This window comes from Streptomyces sp. NPDC003042 (assembly GCF_053591315.1).
On the sequence record NZ_JBSFTP010000028.1, the window covers coordinates 28,520 to 44,524 of the forward strand.

Below are 16,005 nucleotides of genomic sequence, written 5' to 3' on the forward strand. Positions count from 1 at the left end.
AGGCTGGTTACCGCTACTCCACCAGCGCGAAGCACCGCGCGGATCGCGCCGGGCGCGCGGCCGTCCGGGGTCGTCACGCTCAGTTCGCCGCACAGGAACCCGCGGCCGGGACGCACCCTGGACGGGACATGCGGGGTGCGTTAGCTTCCGGCGCCATGAGACTTCTGGGAGTTGGCATGTGCGCGGCAGCCCTGCTGGTGGGGGTACTGGCCGCGCCGGTGCGGGCGGAGACCGGCGAGGCCGCCGACCCCGCCCGCGCCGGTTCGGGGAGCGGCCTGCGGGACATCGGCTGGGCCCTGAAGGAAAGCGGCAAGGACTCCCGCTTCCGGGGGCTCGCGGCGGTCAGCCGCACCACGGCCTGGGTGGCCGGCTCCAAGGGAACGGTGCTGCGCACGGCCGACGGCGGCAGGACCTGGCGGGACGTCTCCCCGCCGGGGGCGGTCGCCGAGCAGTTGGAGCTGCGCGACATCGAGGCCTTCGACGCGCGGCGGGCGGTGGCCCTGTCCATCGGCGAGGGCGAGGCATCCCGGGTGCTGCGGACCGAGGACGGCGGCGCCACCTGGACCGAGACCTTCCGCAACCCCGACCCGCGCGCCTTCTACGACTGCCTGACCTTCTTCGACTCCCGCCACGGGGTGGCCATGAGCGACCCGGTGGACGGGAAGTTCCGCATCCTCGCCACGGACGACGGCGGACGCAACTGGCGGGTGCTCCCGAGCGAGGGCATGCCGCAGGCGCTGCCGGGCGAGGCGGGCTTCGCCGCGAGCGGGCAGTGCCTGGTCGGCGCCGGCCCGCGCGACGTCTGGCTGGCCACCGGCGGGGGTCCGGTCGCGCGGGTGCTGCACTCCGCCGACCGGGGCCTGACCTGGCGGGTCGCCGAATCCACCGTCCCCGCCGGCGACCCGGCGCGCGGGGTGTTCGCCCTGGCCTTCCGCGACCGTACGACGGGCCTCGCGGTCGGCGGCGACTACCGCACCGGCCAGGCCTCACCGCAGGCGGCGGCCCGCTCGGTGGACGCCGGCCACAGCTGGAGCCAGGCGGCGACGCCGCCGCCCGCCTACCGCTCGGGCGCGGCCTGGTACCCGTACGGCCGCTCGACGGCCCTCGCGGTGGGCCCGACCGGTACGGACGTCACCACGGACGCGGGGCGTACCTGGCGGACCCTGGAGACCGGCTCCTTCGACACCGTCGACTGCGTGCCCGACGGGGGCTGCTGGGCGGCGGGGGAGAAGGGGCGGGTGGCCCGGCTGGAGCGGCGCTGATCAGGACGCGGAGGGGGACGGGGACGGGGGCGCAGGTGCGGGTTCGGGCTCGGGTTCGGTGAAGAGGTCCATGCCCGGGTAGGCGCCCGTCTCGAACCCCGCGGCCTTGTAGACGGGTTCACCGTCGGCGCTGGCGTGCAGCTGGATGTAGTGGATGCCGGTGCCGTTCAGCCAGGCGACGAGCCCGTCGACGATGCGGCGGCCGTGGCCCCGGCCGCGCGCGGCCTCGTCGGTGACGATGCCGTCGAGGTAGCCGCGCCGGCCGTCGGTCCAGCGGGGGCTGGGCAGGTGGTACGTCACCCAGGCCATGCCGGTGGCCAGCAGGGGCTCGCCGGGCTCGCCGCCGGCGACCAGGCAATGTACGTCGGGCCGTTCGGTGAGGCGTTCGCGGAACCAGTCGGCGGCGACGTTCCGCCAGGGGGCGTCCGTGGGACCGGGGTCTACGCCGAGGGAGGCGAGGGCGACGGCGCGCAGGCGTATCAGTTCGGGGATGTCGGCCGGGGTTGCGGGGCGCGGCTGCCGGTGCATGCGTGCTCCAAGGGGTCCGGTATGCGGGTCGGTCTGTCGGGGTCGGCCGCCTGGGCGGCGGTGGCCGCCGGGTCCGGGCCGGGGGTGGGCCGCTGCGCGGGGCCCTCCCCCCGCCCCGCCCCTTCCCGAAACCGGGGCTCCGCCCCGGACCCCGCGCCTCAAGCGCCGGTGGGGCTGGAGGGTCGCGGGAGACGGCCTCGGGGCTGCGCCCCGGACCAGCGCCTCAAGCGCCGGCGGGGCTGGAGGGGTACGGGGAACGGCCTCGGGGCTGGGCTGCGCCCCGGACCAGCGCCTCAAGCGCTGGTGGGGCTGGAGGGTCGCGGGAGGCGGCCTTGGGGCTGCGCCCCGGACCCGCGCCTCAAGCGCCGGTGAGGCTGAAGTGGCGCGGCGGACGGCCCCGGGACTCGCGCCTCAAGCGCCGGTGGGCTGAAGCGGCACGGGAAACGGCCCCGGGGCTCAAGCAGCGGCCGGGCTGAAGCGGCGCCGCGCCCAGCCCCCGGGCAGGGTCAGACGGTCGGGGATTCGCGGACCGTCGCGAGGTCCGCCGAGGTCTTCGTGGCGATGAACTCGGTGATGCGGTAGGCGCAGACGCCCGCCACCGTGAAGGGGTCCTCGGCCGCGATCTTCTCGATCTCCGCGCGGGAGACCCCGCCGGCCAGGATGACGCCGCCGTCGCGCGGGACCTTGCGGCCGGAGGCGAGGAACACGCCGGAGGCGTAGTAGCCGTCCAGCCAGGCGATGTGCGCGTCCATCTCTTCCTCGACGGCTTCGACGGGCGCGGTGTAGGTGAGCTCCATGACGAACATGATCGCCAGGCTACCCTCGCACCTCATGACGAGTGTGAAGACCCCCGCAGACGAGGCCGAAGCCCGCGCGATACAGGACGAACTGCGCCACCAGGTCGTGCTCACCGAGACCGGCCCCCCGCCCGGCGCCGGCCTCGTCGCCGGAGTGGACGTGGCCTACGACGACGCGCGCGACCTCGTCGCGGCCGCCGCCGTCGTGCTCGACGCGGCGACCCTCGACGTGGTGGCGCGGGCCACCGCCGTCGGCCGTGTCAGCTTCCCGTACGTCCCGGGCCTGCTCGCCTTCCGTGAGCTGCCGACCGTGCTCGCCGCCCTCGACGCTCTCCCGGTCACCCCCGGCCTCGTCGTCTGTGACGGCTACGGTCTCGCCCACCCCCGGGGCTTCGGCCTCGCCTGCCACCTCGGGGTGGTCACCGGCCTGCCGAGCATGGGCGTCGCGAAGAACCCGTTCACCTTCTCGTACGAGGAACCGGGCACCCGGCGCGGGGACGCGGCCCCGCTGCTCGCGGCCGACGGAGCCGTCGTCGGCCGGGCGCTGCGTACGCAGGACGGCGTCAAACCCGTGTACGTCTCCGTGGGCCACCGCGTCTCGCTGGACAACGCCTGCGCCCACGCCCTCGCGCTGAGCCCCCGCTTCCGGATCCCCGAGACCACCCGGCACGCCGACTCGCTGTGCCGGCGCGCCCTGCGCGAGGCGGCCGGCTGAGGCGCAGTAGGTGGCGGCGGGGTTTCAGTCGGCCGCCGCCACCCGGAAGCGGATGCCCGCCTTCTGGAGCCGGTCCAGCAGGGCGTCGCCCATCGCCACCGCCGTGGTGAGCTGGCCGGCGGCCTCCGGGAGGGCGTCGTAGGCCAGGCACAGCGCGGACTGGGCCAGCATCTTCGCCGTCTCCCCGTACCCCGGGTCGCCGCCCGACACCTCGGTGAACACCCGTCGGCCGCCGCCCTCGCCGACGAACCGGACGGTGAACCAGCTGCGCGCCCGCCGCTCCGCGTCCGGGCCCCGGCCCGGCTCCCAGCGGCTCATCAGCCACCGCCGGGCCGCCGGGACCTGCGCCAGCGCGACCGTCGCCCCCAGGGCGGCCGTGCCGCCGACCGCGACCGGCAGGTGCCGCACCGAGGCGTAGTGCCGGTAGCGGAAGTCCGGCCCGTACCGCTCCAGCGCGGCCGCCGACCGGGTCACGATCCGCGGGTCCAGGGAGGGCAGCGGCAGGGCCCAGGTCCCGGTCTCGCGGCTGTAGCGCGGGGCGCCCAGGGGGCTTCGTACGCGGCGTCCCAGCAGGCGGGGCTCGTGCAGTCGGCGGGCGTGCGCGGCGGCCAGGGTCTGGGGTCCCCGGCCCAGGGCGGTGAGGGCGGAGGCGACGGTGCCGCCGGAGGCGAGGGCGTTGGACCGCATGAAGCCGTCCACGCGCAGGGGCACCCCGGCGGGTAGCCGGTGCACCGTGAAGTACGTGCCGAGGTCGGCCGGGATCGAGTCGAAGCCGCACGCGTGCACCAGCCGTGCGCCCGTCTCCCGGGCGCGGGCGTCGTGCTCGACGTACATCCGGTCGACGAACTCGGGCTCGCCGGTGAGGTCCACGTAGTCGGTGCCCTCCTCGGCGCAGGCCGCGACCAGTTCCGCGCCGTGCCAGACGTACGGCCCGACGGTCGTGGCCAGCACCCGTGTCGCGGCGGCCAGTTCGCGCAGCGCCCGCGGGTCCCCGGCGTCGGCCCGCAGCAGCGGCAGGTCGGCGCAGGCCGGGTCGATGGCGGCCAGCCGTTCGCGCAGCCGTTCCAGCTTGCCGGGATCGCGCCCGGCGAGTGCCCAGCGGCAACCGGCCGGAGCGTGCGTGGCGAGGTACTCAGCGGTCAGCGCCCCGACGAACCCGGTCGCGCCGAAGAGTACGACGTCGTAAGCCCGTTGCGGGCCGCCGTGGCGGACGTGCTCGCTCATGAACCGCTCCTCCCTGCTGATGTCGGTGGCTGAGGCTAGCGTGGGAGACGGCTGTCCGTGCGAGCAGGTGTGACCTGCGGTGACTGGGAGGCGTCGATGAAGGCTGCTGTGCGCAAGTGGGAGAAGGTGCGGGAGTTCGCGCTGAGCCTGCCGGAGGCGGTGGAAGAGCATCCGTGGGGGCCCGAGGACGGTGTGGTGAAGGTCAACAAGAAGATCTTCGTCTTCCTGGGGAACGCCGACGGTCCCGAGCCGCCGGGCCTCTCCGTGAAGCTCAAGGACGAGGCGCTGCACGGCCACGCCATGACCGCCCCCGGGGCGGAGCCCACCGGGTACGGCCTGGGCAAGGCGGGCTGGGTCTCCGTGCCGCTGGGGGAGAAGGGGGCGCCGTCGGCCGAGGTGCTGTGCGAATGGGTCGAGGAGAGCTACCGGACGGTGGCGCTCAAGCGGCACATCAGAGAACTCGACGAGCGCATCCCGGAACGAGCCGAAGGGGAAACCGGCTAAGCGCTTGCTCTTGTGCTGAGTGGAACACGTTCCTAGCATCACCGGTGTGACATCAGTTGTGTCACACACTCGCACCAGGACGCTGGGGGCTCGATGGCAGTGACAGGGGCAGGGGCAGGGGCGGGGGCGGGGCCGACGGCAGGGGCAGCGACACGGAGCGGCCCCCTCGCGGGAGTGCGCGTCGTCGAACTGGCGGGCATCGGCCCCGGCCCGTTCGCCGCCATGCTCCTCGCCGACCTCGGCGCGGACGTCGTCCGCGTGGACCGGCCCGGCGGCGGCGCTCTCGCCGTCGACCCGGCCTATGACGTCACCAACCGCAACAAGCGGTCCGTGCTGCTCGACCTCAAGTCCGCCGAGGGCCCCGCCCGGGTGCTGGACCTGGTGGAACGCGCCGACGTCCTCATCGAGGGGTTCCGCCCCGGGGTCGCCGAGCGGCTCGGCGTCGGCCCGGCCGACTGCCACGCCCGCAACCCGAAGCTGGTCTACGGCCGGATGACGGGCTGGGGCCAGGAGGGACCGCTCGCCCACACCGCCGGGCACGACATCGCGTACATCGCCGTCACCGGGGCGCTGGGCATGATCGGCAGTCCGGGCGAGCCCCCGGCCGTCCCGGCCAACCTCGTCGGCGACTACGCGGGCGGCTCGCTCTACCTCGTCATCGGCGTCCTCGCCGCGCTCCAGCACGCCCGCACGCCCGGCGGCTCCGGACAGGTCGTGGACGCCGCGATCGTCGACGGCACCGCCCACCTCACCGCCATGATCCACGGCATGGTCGCGGCCGGCGGCTGGCAGGACCGGCGCGGAGCCAACCTCCTCGACGGCGGCTGCCCCTTCTACGGCACCTACGAGACCTCGGACGGCCAGTACATGGCGGTCGGCGCGCTGGAGCAGCAGTTCTACGACACCTTCGTGGACCTGCTCGGCATCAGCGACCAGGCACCCGCCCGCAAGGACCTGGCCCGCTGGGGCGAACTGCGCGAGGCCGTCGCCGCCCGCTTCAAGTCCCGTACGCGCGAGGAGTGGACGGCGCACTTCGAGGGCACCGACGCCTGCGTCGCACCGGTTCTGTCCCTGCGCGAGGCGCCGCACCACCCGCACCTCGCCGCCCGCGCCACCTTCACCGACTTCGGCGGGATCACCCAGCCCGCCCCCGCGCCCCGGTTCTCCGCGACCCCGGCCACCGTCACCAGCGGCCCCGCGCAGCCGGGCGCCCACACCGAGTCGGTGGCCGCCGACTGGGACGTGCCGGCCCTGCTCGCACGGCCCGGCGACGCCGACCCGGCCGACCCGGCCGACCCGGCCGGCCGGAACCGTCAAGAACCGGCCCCAGGAGCCCACTGATGAAGCGCCAGATCTTCGACGCCGACCACGAGGCGTTCCGCGAGACCGTCCGCACCTTCCTGAACAAGGAGGTGCTGCCGCACTACGAGCAGTGGGAGAAGGACGGCATCGTCAGCCGCGAGGCATGGCGGGCCGCCGGCCGGCAGGGACTGCTCGGCCTCGCGGTGCCGGAGGAGCAGGGGGGCGGCGGGAACCCAGACTTCCGCTACGCCGCCGTGATCGCCGAGGAGTTCACCCGGGCCGGGGCCCCCGGCCTCGCCATCGGCCTGCACAACGACATCATCGGCCCCTACCTGACCTCGCTGGCCACCGAGGAACAGAAACGCCGCTGGCTGCCCGGCTTCTGCTCCGGCGAGACGATCACCGCCATCGCGATGACCGAGCCGGGCGCGGGCTCCGACCTCCAGGGGATCCGCACCAGCGCCGAGGACCGCGGCGACCACTGGCTGCTCAACGGCTCCAAGACCTTCATCTCCAACGGCATCCTCGCCGACCTGGTGATCGTCGTCGCGAAGACCACCCCCGAGGGCGGGGCGCACGGGCTGTCCCTGCTGGTCGTCGAGCGCGGGACCGAAGGCTTCGAGCGCGGCCGCAACCTCGACAAGATCGGCCAGAAGGCCCAGGACACCGCCGAACTCTTCTTCCACGACGTGCGCGTCCCCAAGGAGAACCTGCTCGGCGAGCCGAACGGCGCCTTCGTGCACCTGATGACCAATCTCGCGCAGGAACGGATGGGCATCGCGATGGCCGGGATCGCCGCCGCCGAGCACCTGGTGGAGATCACCACGCAGTACGTGAAGGAGCGCGAGGCCTTCGGCCGGCCGCTCTCCAAGCTCCAGCACATCCGGTTCGAGATGGCGGAGATGGCCACCGAGTGCGCCGTCACCCGCACCTTCGTCGACCGCTGCATCACCGACCACGCGAACGGCGAGCTGGACCACGTACACGCCTCGATGGCCAAGTGGTGGGCCACCGAGCTCCAGAAGCGGGTTGCCGACCGATGCCTGCAACTGCACGGCGGCTACGGCTACATGACCGAATACCGGGTCGCGCGGGCCTTCACCGACGGCCGCATCCAGACCATCTACGGCGGCACGACCGAAATCATGAAAGAGATCATCGGCCGTTCCCTGCTCGGCTGAACCCCTCCCTCTCCTGCTCCCCCTCCGACCCGAACCTGCGAAAGGCTTGACCAGTGAGCACCGAAGCTTACGTGTACGACGCGATCCGCACGCCGCGCGGCCGAGGCAAGGCCAACGGCGCCCTGCACGGCACCAAGCCGATCGACCTCGTCGTCGGACTCATCCACGCCCTGCGCGAGCGCAACCCCGGCCTGGACCCCGCCACCATCGACGACATCGTGCTCGGCGTCGTCGGCCCGGTCGGCGACCAGGGCTCCGACATCGCCCGGATCGCCGCCATCGCCGCCGGACTCCCGGACACCGTGGCGGGCGTCCAGGAGAACCGCTTCTGCGCGTCGGGCCTGGAAGCCGTCAACATGGCCGCCGCCAAGGTCCGCTCCGGCTGGGAGGACCTCGTCCTCGCGGGCGGTGTGGAATCGATGTCCCGCGTCCCGATGGCATCCGACGGCGGCGCCTGGTTCGCCGACCCCATGACCAACTGGGACACCGGCTTCGTCCCGCAGGGCATCGGCGCCGACCTGATCGCGACCATCGAGGGGTTCTCCCGGCGCGACGTCGACGAGTACGCCGCCCTCTCCCAGGAGCGCGCCGCAGCGGCCGTGAAGGAGGGCCGCTTCGCCAAGTCCGTCGTCCCCGTCACCGACCGCAACGGCCTGGTCGTCCTGGACCACGACGAGTTCATCCGCCCGGGGACGACGGCCGACACGCTGGCCAAGCTCAAGCCGTCCTTCGCGGACATCGGCGACCTCGGCGGCTTCGACGCCGTCGCGCTGCAGAAGTACCACTGGGTCGAGAAGATCGACCACGTCCACCACGCGGGCAACTCCTCCGGCATCGTCGACGGCGCCTCGCTCGTCGCCATCGGCTCCCGCGAGGCGGGGGAGCGGGGCGGCCTCACGCCCCGCGCCCGGATCGTCTCGGCCGCCGTCTCCGGCTCCGAGCCCACCATCATGCTCACCGGCCCCGCCCCCGCGACCCGCAAGGCCCTCGCCAAGGCCGGTCTGACCATCGACGACATCGACCTGATCGAGATCAACGAGGCCTTCGCCGGCGTCGTCCTGCGCTTCGTCAAGGACATGGGCGTCTCCCTCGACAAGGTCAACGTCAACGGCGGCGCCATCGCGCTCGGCCACCCGCTCGGCGCCACCGGCGCGATGATCCTCGGCACCGTCGTCGACGAACTGGAGCGCCAGGACAAGCGCTACGGGCTCGTCACCCTCTGCGTCGGCGGCGGCATGGGCGTCGCCACGATCGTCGAGCGACTCTGAACCGTCCTGTCCCCAGACCCTCCTCCACACGGACCGACACGAAAGCAGTGACATGAGCGAGTCCACCACCATCCGCTGGGAACAGGACGAGACCGGCGTCGTCACCCTGGTCCTGGACGACCCCGACCAGTCCGCCAACACGATGAACCAGGCCTTCAAGGACTCCATCGCCGCGATCGCCGATCGCGCCGAGGCCGAGAAGGACTCCATCCGCGGCATCATCTACACCTCCGCCAAGAAGACCTTCTTCGCGGGCGGCGACCTCAAGGACATGATCCGGCTGCGACCCGAGGACGCGCGGCTCGCCTTCGACGCCGGCACCGCCATCAAGCGCTCGCTGCGCCGCATCGAGACCCTCGGCAAGCCGGTGGTGGCCGCGATCAACGGCGCGGCGCTGGGCGGCGGTTACGAGATCTGCCTGGCCTCCCACCACCGCGTCGCCCTCGACACGCCCGGCTCCAAGATCGGCCTGCCCGAGGTCACCCTCGGCCTGCTGCCGGCCGGCGGCGGTGTCACCCGTACCGTGCGGCTGATGGGCATCGCCGACGCGCTGCTCAAGGTGCTGCTCCAGGGCACCCAGTACAGCCCCGAGCGGGCCCTGGAGAACGGGCTCGTCCACGAACTGGCCGCGACGCCCGAGGAGATGCTGGCCAAGGCCCGCGCCTTCATCGACGCGAACCCCGAGTCGAAGCAGCCCTGGGACGTCCCCGGCTACAAGATCCCGGGCGGTACGCCGTCCAGCCCGCGCTTCGCCGCCAACCTCCCGGCCTTCCCGGCCAACCTGAAGAAGCAGCTCAACGGAGCCCCGTACCCGGCCCCGCGCAACATCCTGGCTTGCGCCGTCGAGGGGTCCCAGGTGGACTTCGAGACCGCCCTGACCATCGAGGCCCGGTACTTCACCGAGCTGGTCACCGGGCAGACCGCCAAGAACATGATCCAGGCGTTCTTCTTCGACCTCCAGGCCGTCAACGCCGGCCGCAGCCGCCCGCAGGGCGTGGAGCCCCGCACGGTTCGCAAGGTCGCCGTCCTCGGCGCGGGCATGATGGGCGCGGGCATCGCCTACTCCTGCGCCCGCGCGGGCATCGAGGTGGTCCTCAAGGACGTCACCGCCGAAGCCGCCGCGAAGGGCAAGGCGTACTCCGAGAAGCTCCTCGACAAGGCGCTCGCGCGCGGCCGCACGACCGAGGCCAAGCGTGCCGAACTGCTCGCCCGGATCACCCCGACCGCCGACCCGGCCGACCTGGCCGGCTGCGACGCCGTCATCGAGGCGGTCTTCGAGGACACCTCCCTCAAGCACAAGGTGTTCCAGGAGGTCCAGGACGTCATCGCGCCCGACGCGCTGCTCTGCTCCAACACCTCCACCCTGCCCATCTCCGGGCTCGCGGAGGGTGTGAAGCGCCCCGCCGACTTCATCGGCCTGCACTTCTTCTCGCCCGTCGACAAGATGCCGCTGGTGGAGATCATCAAGGGCGAGCAGACCGGCGACGAGGCCATTGCCCGCGCCTTCGACCTGGTCCGCCAGATCAACAAGACCCCGATCGTGGTCAACGACTCGCGCGGCTTCTTCACCTCGCGGGTCATCGGCCAGTTCATCAACGAGGGCGTCGCGATGGTCGGCGAGGGCATCGAGCCCGCCTCGATCGAGCAGGCCGCGGCGCAGGCCGGGTACCCGGCCAAGGTGCTCTCCCTGATGGACGAGCTCACCCTCACCCTGCCGCGCAAGATCCGCGACGAGACCCGCAAGGCCTTCGAGGCCGAGGGCCGGACGTGGGCCGAGCACCCCGCCGACACCGTCATCGACCGGATGGTCGACGAGTTCGGCCGCCCGGGGCGCAGCGGCGGCGGCGGCTTCTACGCGTACGACGAGTCCGGCAAGCGCACCGGCCTGTGGCCGGGCCTGCGGGAGCACTTCGCCAAGCCGGGCTACGAGATCCCGTTCATCGACATGAAGGAGCGGATGCTCTTCGCCGAGGCGCTGGACACCGTCCGCTGCCTCGACGAGGGTGTGCTCACCTCGATCGCCGACGCCAACATCGGCTCCATCCTGGGCATCGGCTTCCCGGCCTGGACCGGGGGCGTGATCCAGTACATCAACGGCTACGAGGGCGGCCTGCCGGGCTTCGTCGCCCGCGCCCGTGAGCTGGCCGCGCAGTACGGCGAGCGCTTCACCCCGCCGGCGTCTCTGGTCGCGAAGGCCGAGCGGGGCGAGACGTACACGGACTGAGCACGGCCGCCCCGGGCCCGCCCGTGAGCGGGCCCGGGGCGCCTCGTGCCTACCGGTCGCCGTCGCGCAGGAGCGCGAACACCCCACGCCCCTCGGCGCCGTCCGGGGCGGACCACCGTGCCAGCATCCGCCCCCGGACACCGTCCCCGGCGGGGGCGGGCTTGGCGCGCAGCACCCGGGACACGGTCAGGGCCAGCACCGGCCGTTCAAGCCCGGCCGGGCCCACGGTGAGGACGGTGGCGTCGGCGGTGTCCGTCACGGCGCCGGGGCCGATCAGGTTCTCCCCTACGCCGGCCCCCTCGGTGCGCACCTCGACCGTCGGGTCCGGGGTGTCGCTCGCGCTCTGGTCCTGCGCCGTCACCCGGCCCGCCAGCAGCGCCAGCAACTGGCCGACCAGGACCGGGTCGTGGGCGCCGTCGTAGATCCAGCGCTTCCCCAGCACACCGTGCTCGGACGTGCCGATCAGGCCGTCGTCGGCGCCCTCCAGCGGCGCTCCGCGGTAGGTCAGCGGCACCTGGTAGGTGACCGGCGCGGCCCCGGAGGTGTCGGTGACCACCATGAACTCGATGCCCACCTCGCCCTCCGGGTCGTCGAGCCGGAAGCCGCCGGCCCCGGCGAGCCGCGGGACGGCCGCGCCGCCCCGGTACCAGGGCCGCGAGGGCATCCAGTCGGCGAGGAGTTCGAGCTTGCCGGGGGACATCGTGGTGCGGTGAATGACTGCCATGTCCCGTGAACCTACCGGGCCTGCGAGCTGAACGCCGCCCGCAGCTCCTCCTTCAGCGACCGCTGAAAAGCCGTCACCAAGGCCTGCACCACCATCGGCTGCATGTGCGCCGAGAGCGCCTTCATCGACTCCACCCGCTCCGGATCGCTCTCGCCCCGCGTGAACGGGCTCCACACCTCGTCCCGGAACAGCTCCGTCAGCTGGTGCGCCGCCGTCCGCGCGTGCTCCAGCAGCATCCGCCGGGCCGCCAGGATCGTCTCGTACGCGATCGGCACGTCGAGCAGCGCGACCCCGAGCCGCAGCAGCCCCACGTCCACCCGGAACCCGTCCCCGGCGGCGGCCAGTACGTTCATCGCCGTCAGCCGCTCGACGTCGGCGTCCGACAGGCTCCGCCCCGCCCGCTTCTCCAGTTCCTCCCGCGAGACCTCCTGCGCCGCGTCGGGCGCCCACGTCGCCACCAGCGCCCGGTGGATCGCCAGATCGTGCGCACTCAGATCGTCGGGCAGCGCGTCCAGGTACCGCTGGATCGCCGACAGGGTCATGCCCTGGTACTGCAACTCCTCGATCAGAGCCAGACGCGACAGATGCTCCCGGCCGTAGTGCCCCACCCGACGGGGTCCGATCACGGGAGGGGGCAAAAGCCCCCGCGTGCTGTAGAACCGTACGGTGCGGACGGTGACACCGGCCTTGGACGCCAGCTCGTCCACGGTGAGCATCGGCTCGGTTGCCTGGTCGGCCATCGTCTGCGCCTCGCTCTCTGCTCCACAGCTTGGGTTCAACAGTATTGCTGTCGCACCAACGATGTGAAACGGCCAGGAGCTGCCCATGACCACGAACCTGCGACTGCCCGGACAACCCGAAGAGCTCACCCTGCCCGCCCTGCTCGCCCGCAACGCCGCCGAGTACGGAGACCTCCCCGCCCTCTCGTGGCGCTCGGGCCCCGGCGCACCGGACTGGAAGACCCTCAGCTGGACCGAGGTCCGCCGCCAGGTCTCCATCCTCGCCTCGGGCTACGCCGCCCTCGGCGTCGAGCGCGGCGAGCACGTCCTGCTGATGATGGGCAACCGCCCCGAGCACTGGCTCAGCGACCTCGCCCTCATCCACCTCGGCGCCGTCCCCGTCACCGTCTACGGGACCTCCGCGCCCGAGCAGATCGCCCACATCGCCCGCCACAGCCGGGCCCGCGTCGCCGTCGTCGAGGGCGCCCGCGAACTGGCCCGCTGGGAACCGCTGCTGGCCGACGACACCGCCCCCCTGGAGCGCCTCGTCGTCGCCGAGGCCGCCCAGGCCGGACCCCACCGCAGCTACGGCTCCCTGTACGCGAGCGGCGCCCGGCTGCACAGCGCCGACGCCTTCGAGAAGGCCTGGCGGGAGGGCCGTCCCGAGGACCCGCTGACCGTCGTCTACACCTCCGGTACCACCGGCGACCCCAAGGGCGTCCGGCTGAGCCACCGCAACATCATGCTCCAGGCCGTCCGCCTCGACCGGCACGTCCAACTCCCCGAGCACGCCGAGCACATCTGCTACCTGCCCTTCGCGCACATCGCCGAGCGGATCCTCGGCATCTACCTGCCCCTGCTGCGCGCGGCGCACGTGCGGCTCTGCGCCGACCCCGCCGCCGTGTCGGGCGCGGTCCGCGAGCTGCACCCGGTGCAGTTCTTCGGGGTGCCCCGGGTCTGGGAGAAGCTCGCCGCCTCCGTACGGGCCGTCCTGGCGCAGCTCCCCGAGGAGCAGCAGCGCGCCATCGACGCCGCGGGGGACCTGGCCCGCGCCCGGGCCGGGCACCGGGAGCGCGGCGAAGAGATACCGGCGGCGCTCGAAGCCTCGTACGCAGAGGCGAAGGAGCGGGTGCTGGATCCGCTGCTGCGCCTGGCGGGGCTGGACCGGCTCGTCTGGACGGCCAGCGCCACCGCCCCGATGCCGATCGACGTGGTCCGCTTCTGGGCGGGCTGGGGCATCACCATCATGGACGCCTGGGGGCTGACCGAGACCGGCGGCGTGTGCACCATCAACAGCCCGGACGGCTTTCGGCTGGGCTCGGTCGGCCGTCCGCTCGAGGGGCTGGAGCTGAAACTCGCCGAGGACGGGGAGATCCTCACCCGGGGCGCGACCGTCTTCGACGGCTACCTGCTGCCCGACGGGTCGGTCGAGAGCGCGGCCGACGCCGAGGGCTGGTTCCCCACCGGGGACATAGGCCGGCTCGACGAGGACGGCTTCCTCTGGCTGACCGACCGCAAGAAGGAGCTGATCATCACCTCCACGGGCAAGAACGTCTCCCCGGCCCTGGTGGAGAACACCGTCAAGGAGCACCCGCTGATCGGCCAGGCGCTGGTGCACGGTGACGGCCGCTCCTACCTGGTCGCCCTGCTGGTCCTGGACGCCGAGCTGGCCCCGGCCTGGGCCGCGGCCCGGGGCATCGAGGCCGCGTCGCCGGCGGCCCTCGCCGAGCACCCGGCCGTCGTGGAGGAGATAGCCCGCGCGGTGGACGCCGCGAACGCCCGGCTCAACCGCACCGAGCAGATCAAGCGCTACCGGCTCCTCGCCGAGGAGTGGGGACCGGAGTCGGGAGAGCTCACCCCCTCGCTGAAACTGCGCCGCCGGGTGGTCCGGGAGAAGTACGGCGCACTGATCGAAGGGCTGTACGAAGCCCCGTGACCGCCCGGGTGCCCGCCGCGCGGGCACCCGCACCGGCCGGAGGTCAGCGCCCGATCACGGGGTAGTGGTCCGGTAGAAACCACTGGAAAACCTGGTCAAGCCAGACGTAGTGAGACTCGACCAGCGGCACCAGTCAGGGAGTAGCCCCGGCCGGAAGGGGCCGGCCGGGGTGGTCTCGGTGTCAGCGGGCGATGACGAAGCCCCGCTCGGGCTGCCTCCCGCGCGCCGTTGCGACCTCGGCGAGGACGTAGGCGGTGATGTCCTGGCGGGTATCAGGGTCGTCCACGTCGTACACGCGCCAGCTGCCTTCCGGGTTCTGCGGAGTCTCAGGCGCTACCAACCCCGGGATTCCGTACTGCCTCATGGCGGTGTGTACCTGCCAGGCCTCGCTGCCGTCCATGTCCTCGCCTCTCGTTGGGTGCGGTGAGCCTATTTGCCTCCGCCGCCGTGCGTTGCGCAGTTCCCGGGGTTGATCGGGCCGCAGCCGCCCGGGACGGGGGTGTGCGAGCAGTTCGCCGCCACGGTGACGAGTGCCTTCTCCGGGCCCGTCCACAGCTCGGCGTCGGGGGTGTACCCGGCCTGCTCGATCAGGGCGACCGTGCGGGTCAGGACGTCCGGGTCGTGGCGGGACTGGTCGGGTCGCTCCGGGTAGTGGTGCACGGTGCGGCCAAGGCGGCTGCACAGCGACGCGTACAGATGGGTGTGCAGGATCAGAGCGTGCCAGCCCTCGTCGACCTCGCGGGTCGGGGCGATCCGAACTGTCGGGAACACGGAGGCCGCGGTCACGAACTTCAGGGCCTCGACCACGAGACGGCTGGCCATATCGGGTTCCATGCCCTGGTTGTTGTCGAGGACGGTGGCGCGGACATCGTTGAACTGGGCGTCGGACAGGAGGCCGCGAGCGGACGGAGGGACCGGGTTGCCGGGCCGGGTGCTGCACGGCGGGGGAACGGGGTGAGGACTGGGACTGGACATGCTTCTCCCTTGGTTGTGTGCAGGAAGGCGCGGTTCAGCGAGTGCCGACGACGATGACGGCGAGGATGCCGAGCAGGATCACGACGTACAGAAGCTGTCGGAGTCGCTCGGTCACGTCGGCTCGATGTTGTCAACGACGGTCGTGATCTCACGTCCGGACGGGATGCGGATGTAGGCCAGTTCCATCCAGCGCTCGATGCCGTTGTCGGAGACGTTCTCGTTGACGACGGCCATCAGCTCGCCCTCGGCGCCGGACGCGATATCGCGGACGCGCTTGTGGAGCAGGCGGTGGGGTACGTACGCGTACCCCTCAGCCATCGGACGGCTTCCTGTCGGCGCCGGTGAAGTGCTCCCAGCCGACCAGCGCGCGGTCGAGGAGCTCGGCACTCGGCTCGCCCACGGTGAGGACGCCCCAACGGACACTGTCCGGGGTGTCGATGCTGAGCACGTTGCGCGCGCAGCTGTGCACGATGCGGCTGGTCACGGGTCACTCCCGACCTTCGTTAGCGGGTGGTGAGGGACACCATGTACCCGAAGAAGTCGCAAAGCGAGGACTTCTGACAAGACTTCTCTGGCGCAGAATGGGACTTCTTTGCGCCCGTCTTGGTGAACAGTCCCAGCCGAGGCGACTTCCTGTCACAGTGGA

General features: G+C 72.5%; 17 protein-coding genes. 8 read left to right on the forward strand and 9 right to left on the reverse strand.

Annotated features, from left to right (window positions below; genetic code table 11):
- Positions 1–155 precede the first annotated feature (155 nt).
- On the forward strand, positions 156–1,262 hold the full coding sequence (locus ACWDYJ_RS16465) for a WD40/YVTN/BNR-like repeat-containing protein (protein ID WP_451566233.1): 1,107 nt from the start codon (positions 156–158) through the stop codon (positions 1,260–1,262).
- Here ACWDYJ_RS16465 and ACWDYJ_RS16470 read toward each other — a convergent pair whose 3' ends face one another.
- Both ACWDYJ_RS16470 and ACWDYJ_RS16475 read right to left on the reverse strand, forming a co-directional pair.
- On the reverse strand, positions 1,263–1,790 hold the full coding sequence (locus ACWDYJ_RS16470) for an N-acetyltransferase family protein (RefSeq protein ID WP_451566234.1): 528 nt from the start codon (positions 1,788–1,790) through the stop codon (positions 1,263–1,265). It lies immediately after the preceding gene.
- A 506-nt stretch (positions 1,791–2,296) separates the two neighbouring features.
- Entirely contained in the window at positions 2,297–2,596 is a 300-nt protein-coding gene (locus tag ACWDYJ_RS16475; RefSeq protein WP_451566235.1) for a YciI family protein, read from the reverse strand.
- A 25-nt stretch (positions 2,597–2,621) separates the two neighbouring features.
- On the opposite strand from ACWDYJ_RS16475, the gene ACWDYJ_RS16480 reads away from it, so the two are divergent.
- On the forward strand, positions 2,622–3,302 hold the full coding sequence (locus ACWDYJ_RS16480) for an endonuclease V (protein ID WP_451566236.1): 681 nt from the start codon (positions 2,622–2,624) through the stop codon (positions 3,300–3,302).
- A gap of 24 nt (positions 3,303–3,326) precedes the next feature.
- On the opposite strand, the gene ACWDYJ_RS16485 is transcribed toward ACWDYJ_RS16480, so the two are convergent.
- Positions 3,327–4,526, reverse strand: a complete 1,200-nt coding sequence (locus ACWDYJ_RS16485) for a saccharopine dehydrogenase family protein (protein ID WP_451566237.1) — start codon at positions 4,524–4,526, stop codon at positions 3,327–3,329.
- Positions 4,527–4,622: 96 nt separating this feature from the next.
- Here ACWDYJ_RS16485 and ACWDYJ_RS16490 point away from each other — a divergent pair, with 96 nt between their 5' ends.
- From ACWDYJ_RS16490 to ACWDYJ_RS16510, 5 genes are all read left to right on the forward strand, one after another.
- Positions 4,623–5,030: an MmcQ/YjbR family DNA-binding protein gene (locus tag ACWDYJ_RS16490; RefSeq protein WP_451566238.1), complete on the forward strand. Its 408-nt coding sequence runs from the start codon at positions 4,623–4,625 to the stop codon at positions 5,028–5,030.
- A 174-nt stretch (positions 5,031–5,204) separates the two neighbouring features.
- Complete coding sequence (locus ACWDYJ_RS16495; protein ID WP_451566239.1) at positions 5,205–6,371, forward strand: CaiB/BaiF CoA transferase family protein; 1,167 nt, start codon at positions 5,205–5,207, stop codon at positions 6,369–6,371.
- Positions 6,371–7,513, forward strand: coding sequence for an acyl-CoA dehydrogenase family protein (locus ACWDYJ_RS16500; protein ID WP_451566240.1), 1,143 nt, complete (start codon positions 6,371–6,373; stop codon positions 7,511–7,513). Before ACWDYJ_RS16495 ends, ACWDYJ_RS16500 begins: the two co-directional genes overlap by 1 nt.
- A gap of 53 nt (positions 7,514–7,566) precedes the next feature.
- Entirely contained in the window at positions 7,567–8,781 is a 1,215-nt protein-coding gene (locus tag ACWDYJ_RS16505) for an acetyl-CoA C-acetyltransferase (protein ID WP_451566241.1), read from the forward strand.
- 52 nt (positions 8,782–8,833) lie between these two features.
- Complete coding sequence (locus ACWDYJ_RS16510) at positions 8,834–11,005, forward strand: 3-hydroxyacyl-CoA dehydrogenase NAD-binding domain-containing protein (RefSeq protein WP_451566242.1); 2,172 nt, start codon at positions 8,834–8,836, stop codon at positions 11,003–11,005.
- Positions 11,006–11,054: 49 nt separating this feature from the next.
- Here the strand turns inward: ACWDYJ_RS16510 and ACWDYJ_RS16515 are convergent, their stop codons facing one another.
- Together ACWDYJ_RS16515 and ACWDYJ_RS16520 are read right to left on the reverse strand one after the other, a co-directional pair.
- Complete coding sequence (locus ACWDYJ_RS16515) at positions 11,055–11,729, reverse strand: maltokinase N-terminal cap-like domain-containing protein (RefSeq protein WP_451566243.1); 675 nt, start codon at positions 11,727–11,729, stop codon at positions 11,055–11,057.
- A gap of 11 nt (positions 11,730–11,740) precedes the next feature.
- Positions 11,741–12,469 (reverse strand): MerR family transcriptional regulator, encoded by a 729-nt coding sequence (locus tag ACWDYJ_RS16520; RefSeq protein WP_451566244.1) that lies wholly within the window; start codon positions 12,467–12,469, stop codon positions 11,741–11,743.
- 85 nt (positions 12,470–12,554) lie between these two features.
- Between ACWDYJ_RS16520 and ACWDYJ_RS16525 the strand changes: the two genes are divergently transcribed.
- Positions 12,555–14,384 (forward strand): AMP-dependent synthetase/ligase, encoded by a 1,830-nt coding sequence (locus ACWDYJ_RS16525; RefSeq protein WP_451566245.1) that lies wholly within the window; start codon positions 12,555–12,557, stop codon positions 14,382–14,384.
- 181 nt (positions 14,385–14,565) lie between these two features.
- Here ACWDYJ_RS16525 and ACWDYJ_RS16530 read toward each other — a convergent pair whose 3' ends face one another.
- The 4 genes from ACWDYJ_RS16530 to ACWDYJ_RS16545 all read right to left on the reverse strand — a co-directional run bounded on the left by ACWDYJ_RS16530 (position 14,566) and on the right by ACWDYJ_RS16545 (position 15,843).
- Positions 14,566–14,784, reverse strand: coding sequence for a hypothetical protein (locus ACWDYJ_RS16530; RefSeq protein WP_451566246.1), 219 nt, complete (start codon positions 14,782–14,784; stop codon positions 14,566–14,568).
- A gap of 29 nt (positions 14,785–14,813) precedes the next feature.
- Positions 14,814–15,359 (reverse strand): glycine-rich domain-containing protein, encoded by a 546-nt coding sequence (locus ACWDYJ_RS16535; RefSeq protein WP_451566247.1) that lies wholly within the window; start codon positions 15,357–15,359, stop codon positions 14,814–14,816.
- Positions 15,360–15,470: 111 nt separating this feature from the next.
- Positions 15,471–15,677, reverse strand: a complete 207-nt coding sequence (locus tag ACWDYJ_RS16540) for a hypothetical protein (protein WP_451566248.1) — start codon at positions 15,675–15,677, stop codon at positions 15,471–15,473.
- The gene (locus ACWDYJ_RS16545) at positions 15,670–15,843 is read right to left on the reverse strand and encodes a hypothetical protein (RefSeq protein WP_451566249.1); all 174 of its coding nucleotides are present in this window, start codon (positions 15,841–15,843) and stop codon (positions 15,670–15,672) included. Before ACWDYJ_RS16545 ends, ACWDYJ_RS16540 begins: the two co-directional genes overlap by 8 nt.
- Positions 15,844–16,005 lie beyond the last annotated feature (162 nt).